The 16661-nt window shown below is 32.3% G+C and carries 15 protein-coding genes; 5 read left to right on the top strand and 10 right to left on the bottom strand.

Features of this window, described 5'->3' with window-relative positions; genetic code table 11:
* Positions 1 to 67: 67 nt before the first annotated feature.
* The 4 genes from ABEB23_RS01595 to ABEB23_RS01580 form a co-directional block, all read right to left on the bottom strand.
* Positions 68 to 1339, bottom strand: coding sequence for a tyrosine-type recombinase/integrase (locus ABEB23_RS01595; protein ID WP_348810625.1), 1272 nt, complete (start codon positions 1337 to 1339; stop codon positions 68 to 70).
* On the bottom strand, positions 1336 to 1842 hold the full coding sequence (locus tag ABEB23_RS01590; protein WP_348810624.1) for a hypothetical protein: 507 nt from the start codon (positions 1840 to 1842) through the stop codon (positions 1336 to 1338). Before ABEB23_RS01590 ends, ABEB23_RS01595 begins: the two co-directional genes overlap by 4 nt.
* A 192-nt stretch (positions 1843 to 2034) precedes the next feature.
* Entirely contained in the window at positions 2035 to 2388 is a 354-nt protein-coding gene (locus ABEB23_RS01585; protein ID WP_348810623.1) for a hypothetical protein, read from the bottom strand.
* On the bottom strand, positions 2385 to 3260 hold the full coding sequence (locus ABEB23_RS01580; protein ID WP_348810622.1) for a hypothetical protein: 876 nt from the start codon (positions 3258 to 3260) through the stop codon (positions 2385 to 2387). Before ABEB23_RS01580 ends, ABEB23_RS01585 begins: the two co-directional genes overlap by 4 nt.
* A gap of 171 nt (positions 3261 to 3431) precedes the next feature.
* Between ABEB23_RS01580 and ABEB23_RS01575 the strand changes: the two genes are divergently transcribed.
* The 5 genes from ABEB23_RS01575 to ABEB23_RS01555 all read left to right on the top strand — a co-directional run bounded on the left by ABEB23_RS01575 (position 3432) and on the right by ABEB23_RS01555 (position 7144).
* Positions 3432 to 3818 (top strand): helix-turn-helix domain-containing protein, encoded by a 387-nt coding sequence (locus tag ABEB23_RS01575; RefSeq protein WP_348810621.1) that lies wholly within the window; start codon positions 3432 to 3434, stop codon positions 3816 to 3818.
* A gap of 104 nt (positions 3819 to 3922) precedes the next feature.
* Positions 3923 to 4183, top strand: coding sequence for a hypothetical protein (locus ABEB23_RS01570; RefSeq protein ID WP_348810620.1), 261 nt, complete (start codon positions 3923 to 3925; stop codon positions 4181 to 4183).
* Positions 4184 to 4362: 179 nt separating this feature from the next.
* The gene (locus tag ABEB23_RS01565; RefSeq protein WP_348810619.1) at positions 4363 to 5262 is read left to right on the top strand and encodes a DUF8464 domain-containing protein; all 900 of its coding nucleotides are present in this window, start codon (positions 4363 to 4365) and stop codon (positions 5260 to 5262) included.
* 230 nt (positions 5263 to 5492) lie between these two features.
* Positions 5493 to 5885 carry a plasmid mobilization protein gene (locus tag ABEB23_RS01560; protein WP_348810618.1) on the top strand — a complete coding sequence of 131 codons (393 nt, stop codon included), beginning with the start codon at positions 5493 to 5495 and terminating at the stop codon, positions 5883 to 5885.
* On the top strand, positions 5870 to 7144 hold the full coding sequence (locus tag ABEB23_RS01555; RefSeq protein ID WP_348810617.1) for a relaxase/mobilization nuclease domain-containing protein: 1275 nt from the start codon (positions 5870 to 5872) through the stop codon (positions 7142 to 7144). The genes ABEB23_RS01560 and ABEB23_RS01555 overlap by 16 nt, the downstream gene beginning before the upstream one ends.
* Positions 7145 to 7162: 18 nt before the next feature.
* Here ABEB23_RS01555 and ABEB23_RS01550 read toward each other — a convergent pair whose 3' ends face one another.
* The 6 genes from ABEB23_RS01550 to ABEB23_RS01525 all read right to left on the bottom strand — a co-directional run bounded on the left by ABEB23_RS01550 (position 7163) and on the right by ABEB23_RS01525 (position 16658).
* A complete protein-coding gene (locus ABEB23_RS01550) occupies positions 7163 to 7948 on the bottom strand; it encodes a hypothetical protein (protein WP_348810616.1) in 786 nt (261 codons plus the stop codon).
* 81 nt (positions 7949 to 8029) lie between these two features.
* Positions 8030 to 9895, bottom strand: coding sequence for a DUF8451 domain-containing protein (locus ABEB23_RS01545; protein WP_348810615.1), 1866 nt, complete (start codon positions 9893 to 9895; stop codon positions 8030 to 8032).
* 76 nt (positions 9896 to 9971) lie between these two features.
* Positions 9972 to 11867 carry an SIR2 family protein gene (locus ABEB23_RS01540; RefSeq protein WP_348810614.1) on the bottom strand — a complete coding sequence of 632 codons (1896 nt, stop codon included), beginning with the start codon at positions 11865 to 11867 and terminating at the stop codon, positions 9972 to 9974.
* A gap of 205 nt (positions 11868 to 12072) precedes the next feature.
* Complete coding sequence (locus tag ABEB23_RS01535; protein ID WP_348810613.1) at positions 12073 to 13752, bottom strand: coiled-coil domain-containing protein; 1680 nt, start codon at positions 13750 to 13752, stop codon at positions 12073 to 12075.
* A 1-nt stretch (position 13753) separates the two neighbouring features.
* Entirely contained in the window at positions 13754 to 15646 is a 1893-nt protein-coding gene (locus ABEB23_RS01530) for an ATP-binding protein (protein ID WP_348810612.1), read from the bottom strand.
* A 58-nt stretch (positions 15647 to 15704) separates the two neighbouring features.
* A complete protein-coding gene (locus tag ABEB23_RS01525) occupies positions 15705 to 16658 on the bottom strand; it encodes a hypothetical protein (RefSeq protein WP_348810611.1) in 954 nt (317 codons plus the stop codon).
* Positions 16659 to 16661 lie beyond the last annotated feature (3 nt).

The following is a 16661-nucleotide window of genomic DNA, read 5'->3' as shown; positions in this document are numbered from 1 at the left end:
AGTTTAGGGGTTTTTTATTGCTTTTACTCCATCAAAACAAACAAATCTTTATACAGAGAGTGAGGAATTAGAGTGAGGAATCCGCTCCAAATATCTTTATTTCGATAGCACCTTTTTCAACTACAGATAAAATCTGAGGGTCGATATAATAAGATTCCAACACTTTTGTAGTCGAGTGCGAAGTCAACACTCCAGTTTCTTTTTGCATCACTTGATAAACCCATGTAATGTATGTTTTCCTTAAACTTTTCAAACTAATATCTTTTTCTATACCAGCTCCATTTTTGTAATGCGAAAAAGCTTTAGAAAGTGAATCCATTATGGTTTTTGATTGAACTTCTCTTTCTGGGAATAAAATATAATCGCCCGTTTGCTTTTTTTCATGATACCCCATCTCCACCAACAGGTCAAACAAATCAGAATTTATTGGGATGTACTTGTATAATCCATCTATATTGAGATTTCTCTCCACTTTTAAATTTTGGACTCTAAAAAATTTAACTCCACTAACAGATACATAAATATGACTCCACCGTAAATCAACTATTTCCTCCCGTCTTCCACCAGTTAACAAAAACAATCTAAAACCATCTTTCAAATAAGGTTTATACATGTTTTTCCGTTCTCCTTTACCCCCAAGAACAACAATAGGACTGTATATATCAACGGCTTCAAGAATTGCATTAAACTCTTCTTTAGTGACAGAATCAATATTTGTTTTTGGTATTTGTTTTCGAGAATATTTCCTAAAAGGATTCTTCATTTCAATTTCTTCAACATCAATCAGAAAATCAAAAAAGCCTTTGACCCCATTCAAACATTTATTAAAAGTTTTCGGATTGTAATGATTATCAGCCCAAGAATAAAAATTTGAGACATCTTGCTTACTGACATCTTTAATCCTAGTCAACTCAATATTTTTATTTTTCTTTAGTGTCTTTGCGAAATATTTACAAAATCGTATTAATTCCTTACGGTGTTCAACCGTAACATTTTTTTTAAATTGAGCGTACTCACTTTCTCCATTTAGATAATGATTATATTTTATTATGGAATCAATAACAGAATAATCATTTCCTTCTTCCGTATCAGCTACTATTGTTTCATAATTATTGGATTTTAAGTGCTTTTCAAAATTTATTGCTTCAGTTACAGCATCGCTATAAACTGTAGAATTCAAGATTTTAGATTTCACACTTTTTTTGGTTCCAGGGATATGAATTCTTACTTTGTAGGTAAAGCTTTCAAAATGATTGCATTTCGGATTATCTACTTTACATTTTTTACAATAAATCTTAATCCCTTTATAGGGATTTTTCGGCATTGTTAGCTTTCTCATTGCATTAAATCATTATATAATTTCTCATCGCATTTATTCCTTTTTACCTTGGTAGTTGGAACGTAATCAAGCTCTCCTTCTAATTGTAAAATTAAAAGCTCATACACCTTATAATTTTTAACCAGACGTTTGTATATATTTTTCCACTTTAAGGGATATTTCAATTTTAACGCTTTTACAAAAGGTTTGTCAATTTCACATATAACCTCAATTTCGTAAACCCAATTTTGTTTTGAAAATTTATGAATTCGAATATCACTTTTTTCTAGCCATTTTTTAGCTGCTTCATTATTAATCAACTTTAATTTAGTCGCAACTTCCGGAATTGTTAAAATTGACAAATTGGTTAACTTATCTTGATTATTTTCAGCATTCTTTTTTGCATCGAAAAATAATTTTTTCTCCTGTATAGGAGTTAAACCCTCCTCCTCATCTCTTAACACTTTTAAAGCTTTCTCCTTAGTGATTTTTCTTTTTTCACCCGTTTCTTCATTTCCCATCATACACCTCCTCTTTCAATAGCAAAAGACCGCTTTAACGGTCTTCACTAATTCAACATTAAATCACACTTCTACACAAAGATAACATTGATTTTTCTTCACATCTTAAGCAAAATAAAGTCATGATAGTGATCGAAAATTATTGGTTATCAAAAGATAAAACCACGAAATTGTACGGTCTATTTCTGATCTGAATCATTCTTGTTTTTCTTTACTGTGATAATTTACAGGAAATAAAGTGCTTATCTCATTTAGCAGTTCAAATTCATCAATTGGAAATAATTGCAAGGCGATCCCCAGAATAAGCCCCACATCAATTGACTGGTTTTTTATTGTAATGGGAACTTCAGCTCCATCATGATCCAGAGCAACAATACATAATTTCAGTAGGTTCCTAATAACGGAGGCAAGTTCGTAATAATCATATACTCTAATTTCAGCATTGTGAATCCCGTGTTTATCCTGAGTTGGCTTCAAAGTATTGAGACAGCTGGAAGTTAACCTCTTAATAGTCTCTAATTTGTTAATTTCATCTATTTCCATAATCATTCTTTATTTTCTATGATTCGATTTTCCTTACTTTCAATTTGCTTTAATCTATCGACTTCTTCTTGTATCAAAACATCTGCTAGGTCTATAAACTTACGACACCTTTCTTCCAACAACTGGTAATATAAATAATCAACTTCATCCGTTTTGCTAAAACGCAGGGTACTTGGCTGCCGTTTAAGCAAGTTAAACATAGCTAAATCTTCCTTGGATTTACGGGGAAAGAAATCTGCCGTTATAGTACTGAAGTATTCGCAGAGATTAAACAGATGGCCTAACGAAAAATGATTGGGGGTGTAGCCCATAAAAACACGAATCAAAGACAAACAGCTTTGCTCCACTATTTGATGAAGAGCAGACATTTTCACTTCAATCGACGAACAGGCGTCTTCATCGTTATAAACCCAACTCCAAATAGTGGAAATAGTGGTCTTTCTGCGTGCCACATAAAGTGATGTTAATTTTAGATTCCTTTTTGGAGTTGCATCGGTAATCAGATAGGGAGGTTTGACCGCATTTTTGTATAGTAACTCTCCGTTTTGCATGATTCGCCAAAAAAAGTACTGCTGATCATCACATATTTTTTTAAGACTCTTCACTTGATGTATAAGAAGCGTAGCGGTAATACGCCCGTCCGTAATCGTTTTTATTTTATCACAAATGTCATTGGTGGCATTTTCTATGTTTTCTTCTACAAAAACTAATAGGTACAAATGTGTGTGCCTTTTTTGTATCCCATTATCAGGATAAAATGTATGATTTGAACTATAAGTTGTTTTAAGTTTACCAAAACAACAAATAGCAGCTGTCTTAATATGTTCTTTAATAACTGCCTTCAATTCTTTCTGCTGTGGAAATTCAATTGCTTTCATAATTTTACTTTTTTAATTGTTACATGTCCGAAAAATTGTATTTTTGTTTAATACATAGCAAGTAAGCAATAGATTGTACCGTACCGAACTATTCGAAATTGTATCGTACAAAAGCATACTTGTTTTTTACCAAAACAGAAAAACTTCAAGAATTTTAAATATCTTTGAACTATGAACACAGCAACAAAACCAAAGCATATTGGCAGAAATATTAGTCGAATCAGGGAGCTTAGAGGTATGAAACAAGAGGCATTGGCTACTGCAATTGGTGTAAGCCAACAATCAGTTTCTAATATTGAAGGAAGTGAGACGATTGATGAAACTGTGTTAGAAAAGATTTCAGCCGTTCTAAATGTCTCGACAGAAGGTATAAAACAGTTTAGCGAAGAAGCTGTATTCAATATAATAAACAACACTTTTACTGATAGCAGTTCAAATAACAATAATTATTTATGTTCAATTAATCCATTAGATAAAATTCTTGAACTATATGAGCGTTTGTTGCAAGCTGAAAAAGATAAGGTTGAGTTTTTGGAAAAATTATTAAAAGGAAAATAGCCTTTATAGATGACAAATTAATTCCAAAAAGAGACTCAACAGGGTCTCTTTTTTGTTTAGAGTATTTTTGTTTTATTGTTCAATATTAATAAGAAACCAACAAGATGGATAAAACTATTAAACTCCGTGTGAAAAAGGAAATCGGTAACAGCAATGAACTTAAAGTATTGAAATTAAAAGGCGCATTAATTACTAAGGGATATACCGAAATCATTCACATTGCAGATGAAAATGAAGATTTTTATCTGAACTCCTTTTCTACTTCTTCCGTTATTAAAAAAGATGTTGAAAATTTTGTTTTGGACTATATTTCAAATAACAATCTTGCTGGCACTATAACATTGATTACTCCTACAATCAAATAGTTTCAATTACATTATGTGTTTTCTAATTGAATAGCCTCGCAATTATTGTGAGGTTTTTTTCTTTTCATTAAGCAAGGACAGTAGTTCCATCATAGACATAATATGTCTAGGATTGCTTGACCGTTTTCTATTTCTTAACTTCACTTTTGGCTAAAAAATGAACTTGAAAATATACAGATATGGATTTCAGAAAAAAAAGGCTCTCTGCCCAGGAAGCCAAAAAAATTGATTTGACGGCCTACCTCTCATCACTGGGATACCAACCGGTAAAAATCAGAAATGTGGAGTATTGGTATCGTTCCCCTTTGCGAGACGAACAAGAGCCTTCTTTTAAAGTCAATCAAAAATTGAATTTATGGTTTGACCACGGGCTGGGCAAAGGAGGGAATCTAATTGATTTTGGAATCCTATATCATGGTTGTACCGTTAGCGATTTTTTGCAAAAACTTGACACTAATTTTTCTCTTCAACAGCCAACCGTTTTACCTTCAAATTATAATATCGCTACAGAAAATAAAATCAAAATACTGAAAGATTTCCCTCTGGTCTCCCCTTCCCTTTTAAGATATCTTGAACAAAGAAAAATCCCTATTGAAATTGCCAATCAATTTTGTCGTGAAGTCCGCTATGAAATGAATAGTAAAACTTACTTTGGAATCGGGTTTAAAAACAATTCCGGGGGGTATGAAATTCGCAATCCCTATTTCAAAGCTAGCAGCTCACCAAAGGATATTACTACCATAAATAATAACAATCAAAAAGCTCTAGTCTTCGAAGGTTTTATGGACTTTTTATCCTTTAAAGCGACAACCAAAAACCTTCCCGAAAAAGGTCAGGATTTTGTTGTTTTAAATTCCGTTTCATTCTTTGAAAGAGCACGCCCTTTTATGGAAAACCACAAACAAATTCGGCTTTATCTTGACAGGGATACTACAGGTATAAATTGTACTAGGCGTGCACTTTCAATGAGTTCAAAATACAAAGACGAAAGTACCCTTTACAAAAATTATAAAGATTTTAACGACTGGATTATGAATCCTGAAAAAGCTCCAAAAAAACATTTGGGACGAAAATTGTAAAAATTACCAACGACTTATTTTAATATTTTCAAGAACTGTTACCTTTTTGGCAGTCAGTTAAAAATTGAAAGCCTTGAAGACTTATAAAAAGCTAAAAAGTTACAACGTTCCTGTAACGGCCAGATGAACGGTTGTCTGACAACCGGATCTTGCCACCCTATGCCTCGGAACTCGGCGGTGAAGACACTAAAAGGATAAAAGAGTTTGATAAACAATGAAAATGAAAGATGATGGAAAGAGAAAATTCAAACAGAACACGCAGAATCACACTGCGCTTGACACCCGAAGAATACACAAAAATTGAACATAAATGGAAAGTCAGTACTTGCCGTAAGTTGAGCGACTATGTTCGTAAACACCTATTTGACAAACCTATTACAACCCACTATAGAAATCAGTCTTTGGATGATTTTATGGAAGAAACGGTACTACTCCGCGATGAGCTAAGTGCTATCGGAAACAATGTAAATCAGGTTGTAAAAAAGATGCACACCCTGCAACAAATTCCTGAATTCAAAGCGTGGATTGTACGTTACGAATTGGAGAAAAGAATCCTTTCCAACAAAGTAAATGATATTCAAAATCACATGCAAAAAATCACGGACAAATGGTTACAATCATAAAAACAAGCCATTCCATCCGCAGTATTTTAAACTACAATGAGAATAAGGTTAAGGCGGGAGTAGCAGAATGTATCGGTGCGGGTAATTATCCCGTTGATGTCGATAAAATGAGTGATACCATAAAGCTAAACCGCTTTATGAAACGACTTGAATTAAACGAAAATGCTAAACGGAACAGCGTGCATATTTCCCTAAATTTTGACTCGTCAGAAAACCATTCCAAAGAAAAACTGATGGCTATTGCCGATACCTATATGGAGAAAATTGGGTTTGGAAAGCAACCCTATTTGGTTTACCAACATCACGATGCTGGACACCCGCACATACATGTCGTGACCATAAACATCGAAAGAGACGGCAAACGGATTGACCTCCACCATTTGGGAATACGAAAATCAGAACCGGCGAGAAAGGAAATTGAAGATCTCTTTGGACTGGTTAAAGCGGAAGGACGAAAAAAGAAAGAAGAATTTAATCTGAAACCAATTTCAATGGGTAAGGTAAGGTATGGCAGGATTGAATCAAAGAAAGCCTTAACAAATGTTTTAAATGAGGTTTTGAATGAGTACAAATACTCGAGCCTTCCTGAACTTAATGCAGTGCTAAAACAATATAATGTTTTTGCTGACCGCGGTAGTGAGAACTCAAAAATCTTTTTAGCAAATGGATTAGTGTATCGAATATTGGACGAACAAGGAAAGCCAATTGGAGTACCTATAAAGGCAAGTGATTTTTATTTCAAACCGACTTTGAAATTCTTGGAAGAAAAATTTAAGGGAAATGAAACTAGAAGAATTCCGGACAAATTAAGAGTAAAAAACATCATTGACAAGGCTCTGCTAAGAGATCGTGTAATATCCATAAACGAACTGGCAAAGCTATTGGAAAAAGAAGGTATCCACACAGTGTTTAGAAGAAGCTCCTTAGGTCAGCTTTATGGCGTTACCTATATTGACCATACAACAAAAAACGTTTTTAATGGAAGTAGTTTAGGGAAACAATACAGTGCCAAAGCTATTGAAGAACGTTGTGGATTAAAAATTGCTGGTGAAGAAAAAAGGAGTCAGATTTATGAAAAACATCCTTCTAAAGAATCGTCAATCGATAACCTTCAACAACAAAAAGATACTTTCACTATTCCTGATTTGGTTAAGGCATTGGATATGCTTTTACGGGCTGAATATTCTTCAGATTTTATGCCGAATCAATTAAAAAATAAAAGAAAAAAGAGAAAGAGAAGAGGGCTTTCTAATAACTAAAAACATTACTAGAAATTTTTAAGTGTTGTAAACAGATTCTATAATTTTCATTGCTTCTTCGTATCCTTCTTTTGAATTATTAAAAGTCCTATTATAAAAGTAAAACAATGCAATTTTAAATTCTGGTAACTCAAGATAAATAAAATCATTCAGATGATGAAAAAAATAGAAACTTTCATTTTTGGTATTGAAAATGACTAGAGAGTTTTCATTTAAAGATTTGTCCTTAATAGCGATTCTCTTTTGAGAATATCTAATTTCAGCAATAGCTTTACGCGGTGAATATTCTATGTTTTTTCTCATTACTGAAATTGGAATATCTCTAAAGAAAGAAATAGTTGGTACAGCTTTTGTCTTTATAAATTTTCTGCGTATTTCAAGAATTTGAAATTTATATTCAATAATTTCAAGCCAGCGTATTATGTTTTGAATTTCATTTTTATCGAAAAAGTTTTCTTTTAAATTAGTATTCTTAAAAATTGAAATAATATAATTTTCGATACTAGCTAGTCTACTATTATTGCACTCTGCGCATGCTGGTATTGTAGTTTTGTTATAAGACTGTTCGCTTATATTTGTATCAGTTATAAAAAAATCCTCCGTAGATTTTCCAAACGTCCATCTAGGCAGTACGTGCTCTTTGGTTAAATTTTCTTGAGTACCGCAAAATACACATATTTCAACTTTTGATTTGTTATTTGAACTTACATTAGGGAGATGCCTTGCAACAACATCGTCCATAATCTTTTTAGAACTCTGTCTGATTTTAACTCGAACAGTTTTCATTCCAAAATCAATATTCATGCTTTATATTTAAATTATTATCCAATTACGATAAAGAAGATGTAGTGCAATAAAAAAAATTAACTAGTGCACTAAGCTATTTTATTCTGCTTTTTCGTCCGTTTTTACAATTGTTATATAAGCCTGATTGGGATGATTAATCATATCTGGAATGGTATAATTTATTTTTTTTTCATCCAGCAAAGGCTTTAAAAATTCTCTAAAAATATACTTTTCCGTTTTTCCCAATACCTGTGCAATCACCCTACCTTTCATAGGTTTATGCGAACATAATTGCAAAATAATATTTGCTATTCTTTCCTTGTCATTAGTTCTTTTGCCTAATGACTCTATCAGCTGTTTTAGCTCATTAGGAATATCATCCCCGACAGGTAGTGCACTAAGGTCAAGAGGTGGTGCACTAAGGTCAGGAGGTAGTGCACTAAGGATTTCTTCTTCATTGGAAATATAGGATTTCAGAAGTTCCGAACTGGTGTAATACGTGAATTTACTTTTGCCTTTTTGATTCAACAAATCCAATTCCCTTAATTTTCTTAAATCGGCATTTGCCGTAAGAATATCGGAACCATTGATTTGTCGGGCAGTTGAATTATCGATTGCATTTACTTCACGAACGAAAATCAAAATTCGTTTTTGATTATCATTCAAATCGAAATTACTGAAGCTATTTAGCCAATGGATGTCTTCTTCATTTAGCAAGTGGTGCAATAAGAGTCTTACCGTAAAAGTGTTGTTTTCTCTACTGCTTTCAAAAGTAGGAGGCATCATATCGACTTTTTCCATCAAGCTTCTCATAGTACGAATACCACTTCCTTTGGTTTCAGCTAAGTTGGTTTCGTGGAAAATTGCTGATATAAAAGGGTTTCTGTTTACAGAACCCGGTTCGCCCAATTGGTCTTCGGTTTTTAATGAAAATCCCGGATTTATAATCTCAATTCTGTTTGGATATCGAATAATCTGTATGGGGCTGTTTTCTCTGTATGAACGATGGATTAGAGCATTCACCACAGCTTCACGTAAAACACGCATTGGCAACCCTATATTTTTGGCCTGAATGTTATTGTCGTTTAGCACAAAACCTTTAGGCAAGTCATCTGAAATTGTTGAAATAATACGTTGCACTAATTCCAAAAGGGAACCTCGCATGTCGAGCGTTGCATCGAAACGCTTGTCTGCGTCTTCAATCCATTTGTTGGTGCTTACACGAATGTAATCAACTCTTACCATAGGCAATAATCTACGAAGTGCCATTCTGGTACCAAAGCATAATAATCCGGTATAGGTAACCTGATAGTCTCCATTGTTTTTTCGTATAGCGTTAAGCGCTTTCAACAAATCGGTATCATCGTAGGTAAGCTCCTCTGCAGAAGGATTGACATTCCTTCTGAAACGCCTGTAAAGGGAAATCGCTTCTTCCGACACATCATCCGAATCGGCATCTTTGATAATGGATTTGTCCAAGGTTTCATTTCCTTGATAAAAAATCACCAAATCATCTTCGGTGCATTTGTGGTCGGCAGAACCAATACGACGGTAGGCCCCTTGGGGTAAACCTTTGTGTTTAAGAAATAGCGGTTTTTGTTCAGCACTTAGTTCAGGAACAAAAACTACGATAGCATATTTATCATCAGCCGTTTTTTCAACAGTAATCTGAGGTCTGATAGGAATATTAAAATTTTCACCACATTGATTGGCTAAATCAGCCTGTATCTTATCCAATTTTTCCTGGGGAATTCCAGAAACGATATAACCAGGAAACAAACTCGTAACCTCATCTTCTCTTTCCACCCCTAGAAGTAAATACCCACCACCAAGACCCGGTTCGTTGCTAAAGGCACAAACGGTTTCTAGCAACGATTTACCTATTTCGGAAGCGCGTTTTGCTTCCAAATCAGTACATTCATCTGATAAGTTTAATCTTTCTACTAAGTCTTTTAAATTTTCCATTTGTTATATTAATCAACTATTAATTTTACCAATCTAATTAAACATTTATGCATGTTATACGAAAACATTTATTACTTTATTGCTCTGAATCATTTTGATTTAAAAGCATGTCTTTGTCTTCACTAAATTGAATTTTCATAGATTCAGATCTACTTTTTAATTCAACTTTATTTGTATTGTTTTTTATTAGATCTTCTCTATTAACTATATAAGCATCTACAATAATTTGGTTTAAATAACCTGTTTCAAAATCCAAACCATGTAAAGAATAGGTCGATTTAATGTTTTCTGACGCTAGGAAAACTCCTCTGTCTTTACATATTTCTAATAAATAATTTATCTCATCTCTATTTTTATTTATGAAAGTTAATCCGTTAAATTTAACTTTAAGAGCTCTATTTTCGATATAAGCTATTACTTTTTCAACATTTTTTTCATCTATCTGATTGAAGTCTATATTTGAAAATTTCACGTTAAAATGTTTCTCAATTTTTTTTAATTTCTGAAAGTAATCTAAAAGAATTTTGGCGTCAAAAGGATCTTCTTCAAATTTAATTCGATTATCATAAGCATAAAACAGTTTTTCCTCTTTAAAGAGTTTAAATGTTTGATTATTAACTATTCTTGAAATTATATTGTAAAAGTTTAAACCACTTTTTACAAAAGAAATCAGTTTGTTTGAATGAATATTAATTTTATATTGCGTATTGTCGTCATTAAAAATAATTTCAATAATTACCGTAAAATCAATAAACACAATTTTTATATGAGATTTGTTTTCTTCAGGATTAATTATAAAAATCTCCATTTTATAATTGTCCATTTCAAACCCATCTTCAAAAACAAATTCAAAATTACCATGAATATTTGGAACTTTTTTAATCAAAAATTTTTTAATATTGTCTCTATTCGAAATCCGAATGTCGTTAAAAAAATGACTAAAGTCTTTTATGATTTCCCCATCCAATATGACATCATCAAAATTTTTACCATTGAGTGCATCTAATATTTTATCCTTTTTGTCGTCTGGTAATTCGAGATTAAATCTTAATTCAGATTTTCCTAAACCTTGTAATGAAGAAAATTTGCCAATTTGTAAAGCATCTTTGTGTTTGCTAATTTGAAGGTCAATATGATTTAATAACCCAAAATTAAATGCTGTATCTGCAGAACCATCCCCTTTAGTTAGCCCAGGGATATAATTTAATCTTAAATCTTCATCTATTCCTTTAATTAAGTCTTCTCCGGTGCTTTCTATATAATTAATGCCATTACGATCTAAAAAATTTTTTGTGAGAAGATTAATTGACGGAGCTACAAAAAATAATTCTTTTCTCATTTCACCTAATTCACTCAATATTCTCTCAAACATAAATCTTATGTTTTGATCTTCTAAAGCATACCCGATGAATAAAATATGTTTTGAAGCTAACCTATCTTTTACTGCCGTCCAAAAAATTGTTTCATCTTTGTTTTCAATGAAAAAATTATTGTAATCCGACTTTGTTAAAATAATATTTTTAGTATCAGTAAGGTCACCATGTATTTTAAATAATTCTTGTTTTTTGGTATTAGCAATTGAATAATCACAGCTTCTACGAATCACTTCCAGATTTTTGTTTGTTCTTTCAAAAAGATCGTCGTAATTAGTAGTTATAATCGTTTTGATTTGTGGAATTTTCGCCAAAAGTTGATGAGTTTCAGTTGAATCAGGTTCTTTTTGAAACTCATTTTTCAAAATATTAATCAAGTAGTTTTTATTTCCGTTTTTAATATTGTAGATATCTTCTGTAACTTGAAGCAAATCAAAAGTTAACTCGATTTCTTCCTGCTCGCTTGGGGTCAGTCCGGCATGTATTCGTTCTACTAATTCTTTGCCTGAAGGATATCCAGCATACCTTGACAAACCTGCTCCTGCAAATAATAAGATTTCTTCTTTTCTGATTAATTCAAAAATTCTTTCTTTTTCCATGTTAATCAATTATAAACTTACTGTATTGATTATCTATATAATTTTAATGTTCTTAATTAAAATTATAAATTATTTTAAAAATCATTTTTAGGAATGAACCAATATGTGATTATATCACTATTGGCGCTATTTAGAAGCAGATTAGCATCATTTATCCTAAAAAGAGCCGGGCCGTCGTTATTGCAAATTGTTCATAAACCAGTCCTTATTTATCCCATTCTTTGTAAGTTCCGTTTTTAATAATTGCTCTTCCTTTTCGGTATCTTTCGAGAGTTCGTTGTTGAGCTGAATAACCGTCACATAATCCCCGTAATTCAAGTATTGCTTCAATTCTTTGGGACAATTGGTCATTTCCAGTGTAATCTCTTTTGTTAATTCTTTGAGCAATTTGTTCGTATAACCATTGATATCCGCTTCTAAATTCATCTTCCATTGCACTTCTGAGTTTTCTTTCATCAGTTGTATCTGATTGAAACTGTCTTTTATGGGTTTCAAAGCGTTCTCGTTCTTGATTCTCAAGTTTTCCAAACTCTTGTTCAAGGAGTCTTCCTTCTTCTTCAATTCGAGTTTTTTCTCCTTCAAAATTTCTCTCAAATTCTGATTCTTGTTCCGTATCGTCCTCAATGTATCCCTGCTCTCGCTTAATACGTGCGATTTCATTCTCAATTCTTCTCTTTTCAGGCTCAAATTGTCCTCTAATGTCTGCCTCAGATTTTCCAAGATTGTATCGGCGTTCGAGTTGTTGTCTAATAATTGCTGTTTCGCTTTCAATTGTTTCTCTTTTTGCAATATATCGGCTTTCCAAGTTGCTGTATCGTTCTTCAATTGCTGAGTATTGGAGGTAATATTCATTGTATAAGTTGCTTTCTGTTTCTGTAATGAATTGTTGAAAGTCTCTCTCTGCTCGTTCAAGAGATTCCAACGTTCCTCGATGTCTGTTTTCAACTGCTTCTCTAAATTGGCTTCGTAACTTTTCCAATTGCAGTTTTGTTCTTTCTGTATTTGTCTCAATTCTTGATATTTCCTGTCCAAGTTGGAATTCAGTTCGCTTATATGATTGCGATTCCAAACATCTTGTAATTGATCGTATAAGATTGCTAATTTGGTTCTTTCGGCAGACGATAGATTCTCCGAAAAATCCCATTTGGAATTCATCAATTTGTGAAATTCCTTCTGCATCTCCAGCGGGAAGTTGAAAGTAGTTGGTGTTTTGTTCGACATGATTAAATACCCATTTAGTGTTTTTTGTTACGAGAAAGTTCTTTGCAATATTCTCAGGAGAATCTTTTGGAATTATGATTTGAATGGTGTCTATTCCGAGTCGTTTTATTTTTGCTTTTTTGTCATCATCCAACTTATGTGAGACAACAATTTCAATTAGGAGAATTGGTTTTCCATGAATATCGAAGAAAGTTACATCCGGTCTAATCAACAAATTCTTATTGTCAATTTCAGGGTTCTTTCCAAATTTTACTTCACCATCATCATCTTCGTAAAACGAAAGCTCTTTTTTTACAGAATGTGCCTCAACAAAAGTAGCTTCTTGAATTAGTTTTGCACTTTTACCGTCTGGTGCATATTTATACAAGTTTGGTACTTTTATTCGTTTAGTTCTTTGAAGAATGTCAATTGCTAAGTTGTGCCTATAATCCTGATTACTGAATGTACATGGGATTTCTCCCTTTTTTACATCTTTTGCTATATGCCGGAAATAAGATTTGTAGTAAGTATTTTTTTTCTGTATAACCGCTTCCATTTCTGCATCACAACCCATACACCAATAACCTTTGCGACCGCTTCCGGCTTCAAGGATGTATATAGGTTCTCCTTTTACGTTTTTGGCGTATTCGTTTTGCTCTTTTGGATTTGATTTATCAGTAATCATTTTAATTTGATTCAATAAGTCTCTTAATTTCTGTTAACCAAATGCGCATTTCATTATAACCATCTCTTTCCTTTAATCTTTCAATTGTCATCAGCTCGACAGCCATTTTGTTAAGAAACCCTTTTTTGCTGTTAGCTTTTTCTTTTTTCTTTTCTTCAGACAAAATAATCCAATCACCCCCTGTATTAGCATATAAATTCTCTGCTACTTTAAAAGGCACATCATCAGCATCATCTATCATTACTAAATTAGATATGTTACCTTGTGAAATGTAAGCTTCATTTATTGCATCGTGATGCAAATAACTTTCCAATTCACTTTTGGACGTATTAAATGCTTTTTTCAAAGGATTCCCTTCCGCATTTATAGTTGCTACATCATTAATATAACTGACAACATCACTATCATATAAATGAAATTCTGGTTTACCCAAACCTTCTAAATATTTATTTTCTAAATAATGTTTTAAAGATGACCCCCCTGTTATTACCCAAGCAATTTCTTCAGAATTTAAATCAATTAAACTTTGATCATCATTAACCAAAATTGTACTATATCGCTTTAAACCATTCACATCATGATTCCCTTCGACATAAACCAATATTTTGACCTTATCAGCTGGATTTGGCAAAATCCCTAATGTTTTAATAACTTTTTTGATGGTTACTTCATTTTTTTCTCCTGTATCATAATCAAACCCATAATCAATTGTGAGTCCTGCATCATTAAAAGATATAAATCGCAATGCCTCAACAGGTATTTCTCTTACCAAATTGGCACTGTGAGATGTGAATAAAACCTGAGTGTTATTTTGTTGGCTTAATTCTATTAATGAATTTATTAATAATAATTGATGATTAGGGTGTTGCGATGTTTCCGGTTCTTCTATAGCATAAATAATTGAAGGAGCATTTTGGTCAGCTTTTCTTTTTTCTGCTTGTGCCTGGAAAAAACTAAGTAACACCAAACGTCTAACACCACTACCTCTTTTATTTAATGGAATATCATTTTCATTAAGTAGTGTTAAATCGAATACGTTTTTCCAAGTTGGAGTTTTTTTAAAATCAGACTTTAATTTTTCAGCTAATGATTCATCAATATCTTTGAGTTTCTCAATTATTTTATCAGCAACCTCGGAAGATTTTTCTCTAACTTTCGTTTCAATTTGTTCTAATAATTCTTGTATTTCCGGAATAGCCAAAGTTTCTTCAACAGCACTTTTCATCGGATCCTGAATATCTTTATCCTTATCATCAAGTGGCTTATCAACTTTGAAAAGCGTATATATTGGCAACATTGATTTTAACTTAGACCAAACCGTTTTAAGATTGCTCTCTGTTGAAAGATTACCGTCCACTTTAATTTCTTTCATTATTCTGTCTCCGCCAAAATAATTTCTAATAGCATTTCGTAATGGTGGATTTTGCTTCTTAGGAACTCCTGCTAAATCTATCCCAAAGGTTTCAGCTTTTAACTTTAAACTGTCATTTTTTAAACTTAATAAATCTGCTAATTCTGGGTTTTCAGGATAATGACAATTAAGAAATATTGATTTTGAAACTGTAGCACCAATATTGTATCGCCGAATAATTTCTAACTGGTTATCGCTATTCAAAATACCTTCTTCTATTGGAGATGTTTCAACAGTTGAATCTAAAATAATTTTTTCAGGAATACCGGAAAAATAACATATAATCTCAATTGTATTGCTATCTCCATTACTTGATAAATCACCTGTGTCAATACTATCGTTAAAAAAAGCATCCAATGCCTCTAACATGGTTGATTTACCAATATCATTTTTACCAATTATGCAGACCAAGTCATCTATTACAAGCTCTGTTTCAGTATTGTAACATCTAAAATTTTTAAGTTTAATTTTATCTAGCTTCATGTTTTCACAGTTTTAAATCTTCATAATCCTAAGTTATTCTTTACTCAACTTTCAATCTTTATCTACCTCTCAAATCCATTAAATCAGCTGGCTTATAATGTTCGCAGTAAATTTCTAAACCAAACTTTATTATTAGTGAAATAATTGAAGCTGAAAGCAATTTTAAACCAATCCCTAAACTCGCCAAACAAGTTATTACAGCAGTTTTAATGTATCCTTTACTTAAAACCATTTTCATTCCGTTTTCAAACCACGTTTTATAAATCTCACTGTTACTATCGCAAAGAGAATTATAGATTACTCTCTTTACTGATTGAAAAACGGTTTTACCAACTTCATTATCTTTTAATTTTTCTTCAGGACTAGGCAAACATAATCTTTCAGCTGAAGGCAACTGTTTAGTTGAAAATTCATGAACTTGAAATAATAAAAACTTAGTGTGCTGGGGCACTGATTTTCCTAAAAAGCTAAAAATTTCATTGTCATTTAAGGTCGAAATTATTCTTGCAACTTCATTTTCCAATTCTTCATCTGTAAAATGTTCCATTGCTTTACTTTTTAAAGAATATAAAGCAGTTTCTTCATTAAACCGTTCAATCATTTCTGCTCTAAAAACTTTCCTTGTTCGTTCCGTTTTTATGACTGAATCATTGGTAAGAACTTCTTTTATTAAAGGCTTTGCATTTTCTATATCTTCTTTTCTTAAATAACAAATTGCTAAAAGAGCAGATGACTCTAGATAAACCCTTGTGTTTTCAGACACATGTTGCAAACCGGAATTAATGCCCATAATTGCAAAATCAAGTTCATTTAGTTCAATAGCTAATTCATATAATCTATTTTTTAGTGTTATCAACTTTGTAAAATGACCCGAAGATCTAAGTACCATTTGTAAATCAATAGCAAGACTTTTTGCAGTTTCAAAATCCTTATTTCTTATAGAATATAAAAATTTAGGCTCTAATATTTTTAATCTTTCTTTTTGTTTTTCGGTTAATTTTGGTGGTCTCATAAC

The organism is Flavobacterium maritimum (assembly GCF_040049085.1).
GTDB lineage: Bacteria > Bacteroidota > Bacteroidia > Flavobacteriales > Flavobacteriaceae > Flavobacterium > Flavobacterium maritimum.
This window is presented reverse-complemented; position numbering and strand designations above follow the sequence as displayed.

Bases quoted from the DNA above. Each gene is read 5' to 3' on its own strand.
- ABEB23_RS01595 (WP_348810625.1), bottom strand. From the start codon at position 1,339: ATGAGAAAGCTAACAATGCCGAAAAATCCCTATAAAGGGATTAAGATT.
- ABEB23_RS01590 (WP_348810624.1), bottom strand. From the start codon at position 1,842: ATGATGGGAAATGAAGAAACGGGTGAAAAAAGAAAAATCACTAAGGAG.
- ABEB23_RS01585 (WP_348810623.1), bottom strand. From the start codon at position 2,388: ATGATTATGGAAATAGATGAAATTAACAAATTAGAGACTATTAAGAGG.
- ABEB23_RS01580 (WP_348810622.1), bottom strand. From the start codon at position 3,260: ATGAAAGCAATTGAATTTCCACAGCAGAAAGAATTGAAGGCAGTTATT.
- ABEB23_RS01575 (WP_348810621.1), top strand. From the start codon at position 3,432: ATGAACACAGCAACAAAACCAAAGCATATTGGCAGAAATATTAGTCGA.
- ABEB23_RS01570 (WP_348810620.1), top strand. From the start codon at position 3,923: ATGGATAAAACTATTAAACTCCGTGTGAAAAAGGAAATCGGTAACAGC.
- ABEB23_RS01565 (WP_348810619.1), top strand. From the start codon at position 4,363: ATGGATTTCAGAAAAAAAAGGCTCTCTGCCCAGGAAGCCAAAAAAATT.
- ABEB23_RS01560 (WP_348810618.1), top strand. From the start codon at position 5,493: ATGGAAAGAGAAAATTCAAACAGAACACGCAGAATCACACTGCGCTTG.
- ABEB23_RS01555 (WP_348810617.1), top strand. From the start codon at position 5,870: ATGGTTACAATCATAAAAACAAGCCATTCCATCCGCAGTATTTTAAAC.
- ABEB23_RS01550 (WP_348810616.1), bottom strand. From the start codon at position 7,948: ATGAATATTGATTTTGGAATGAAAACTGTTCGAGTTAAAATCAGACAG.
- ABEB23_RS01545 (WP_348810615.1), bottom strand. From the start codon at position 9,895: ATGGAAAATTTAAAAGACTTAGTAGAAAGATTAAACTTATCAGATGAA.
- ABEB23_RS01540 (WP_348810614.1), bottom strand. From the start codon at position 11,867: ATGGAAAAAGAAAGAATTTTTGAATTAATCAGAAAAGAAGAAATCTTA.
- ABEB23_RS01535 (WP_348810613.1), bottom strand. From the start codon at position 13,752: ATGATTACTGATAAATCAAATCCAAAAGAGCAAAACGAATACGCCAAA.
- ABEB23_RS01530 (WP_348810612.1), bottom strand. From the start codon at position 15,646: ATGAAGCTAGATAAAATTAAACTTAAAAATTTTAGATGTTACAATACT.
- ABEB23_RS01525 (WP_348810611.1), bottom strand. From the start codon at position 16,658: ATGAGACCACCAAAATTAACCGAAAAACAAAAAGAAAGATTAAAAATA.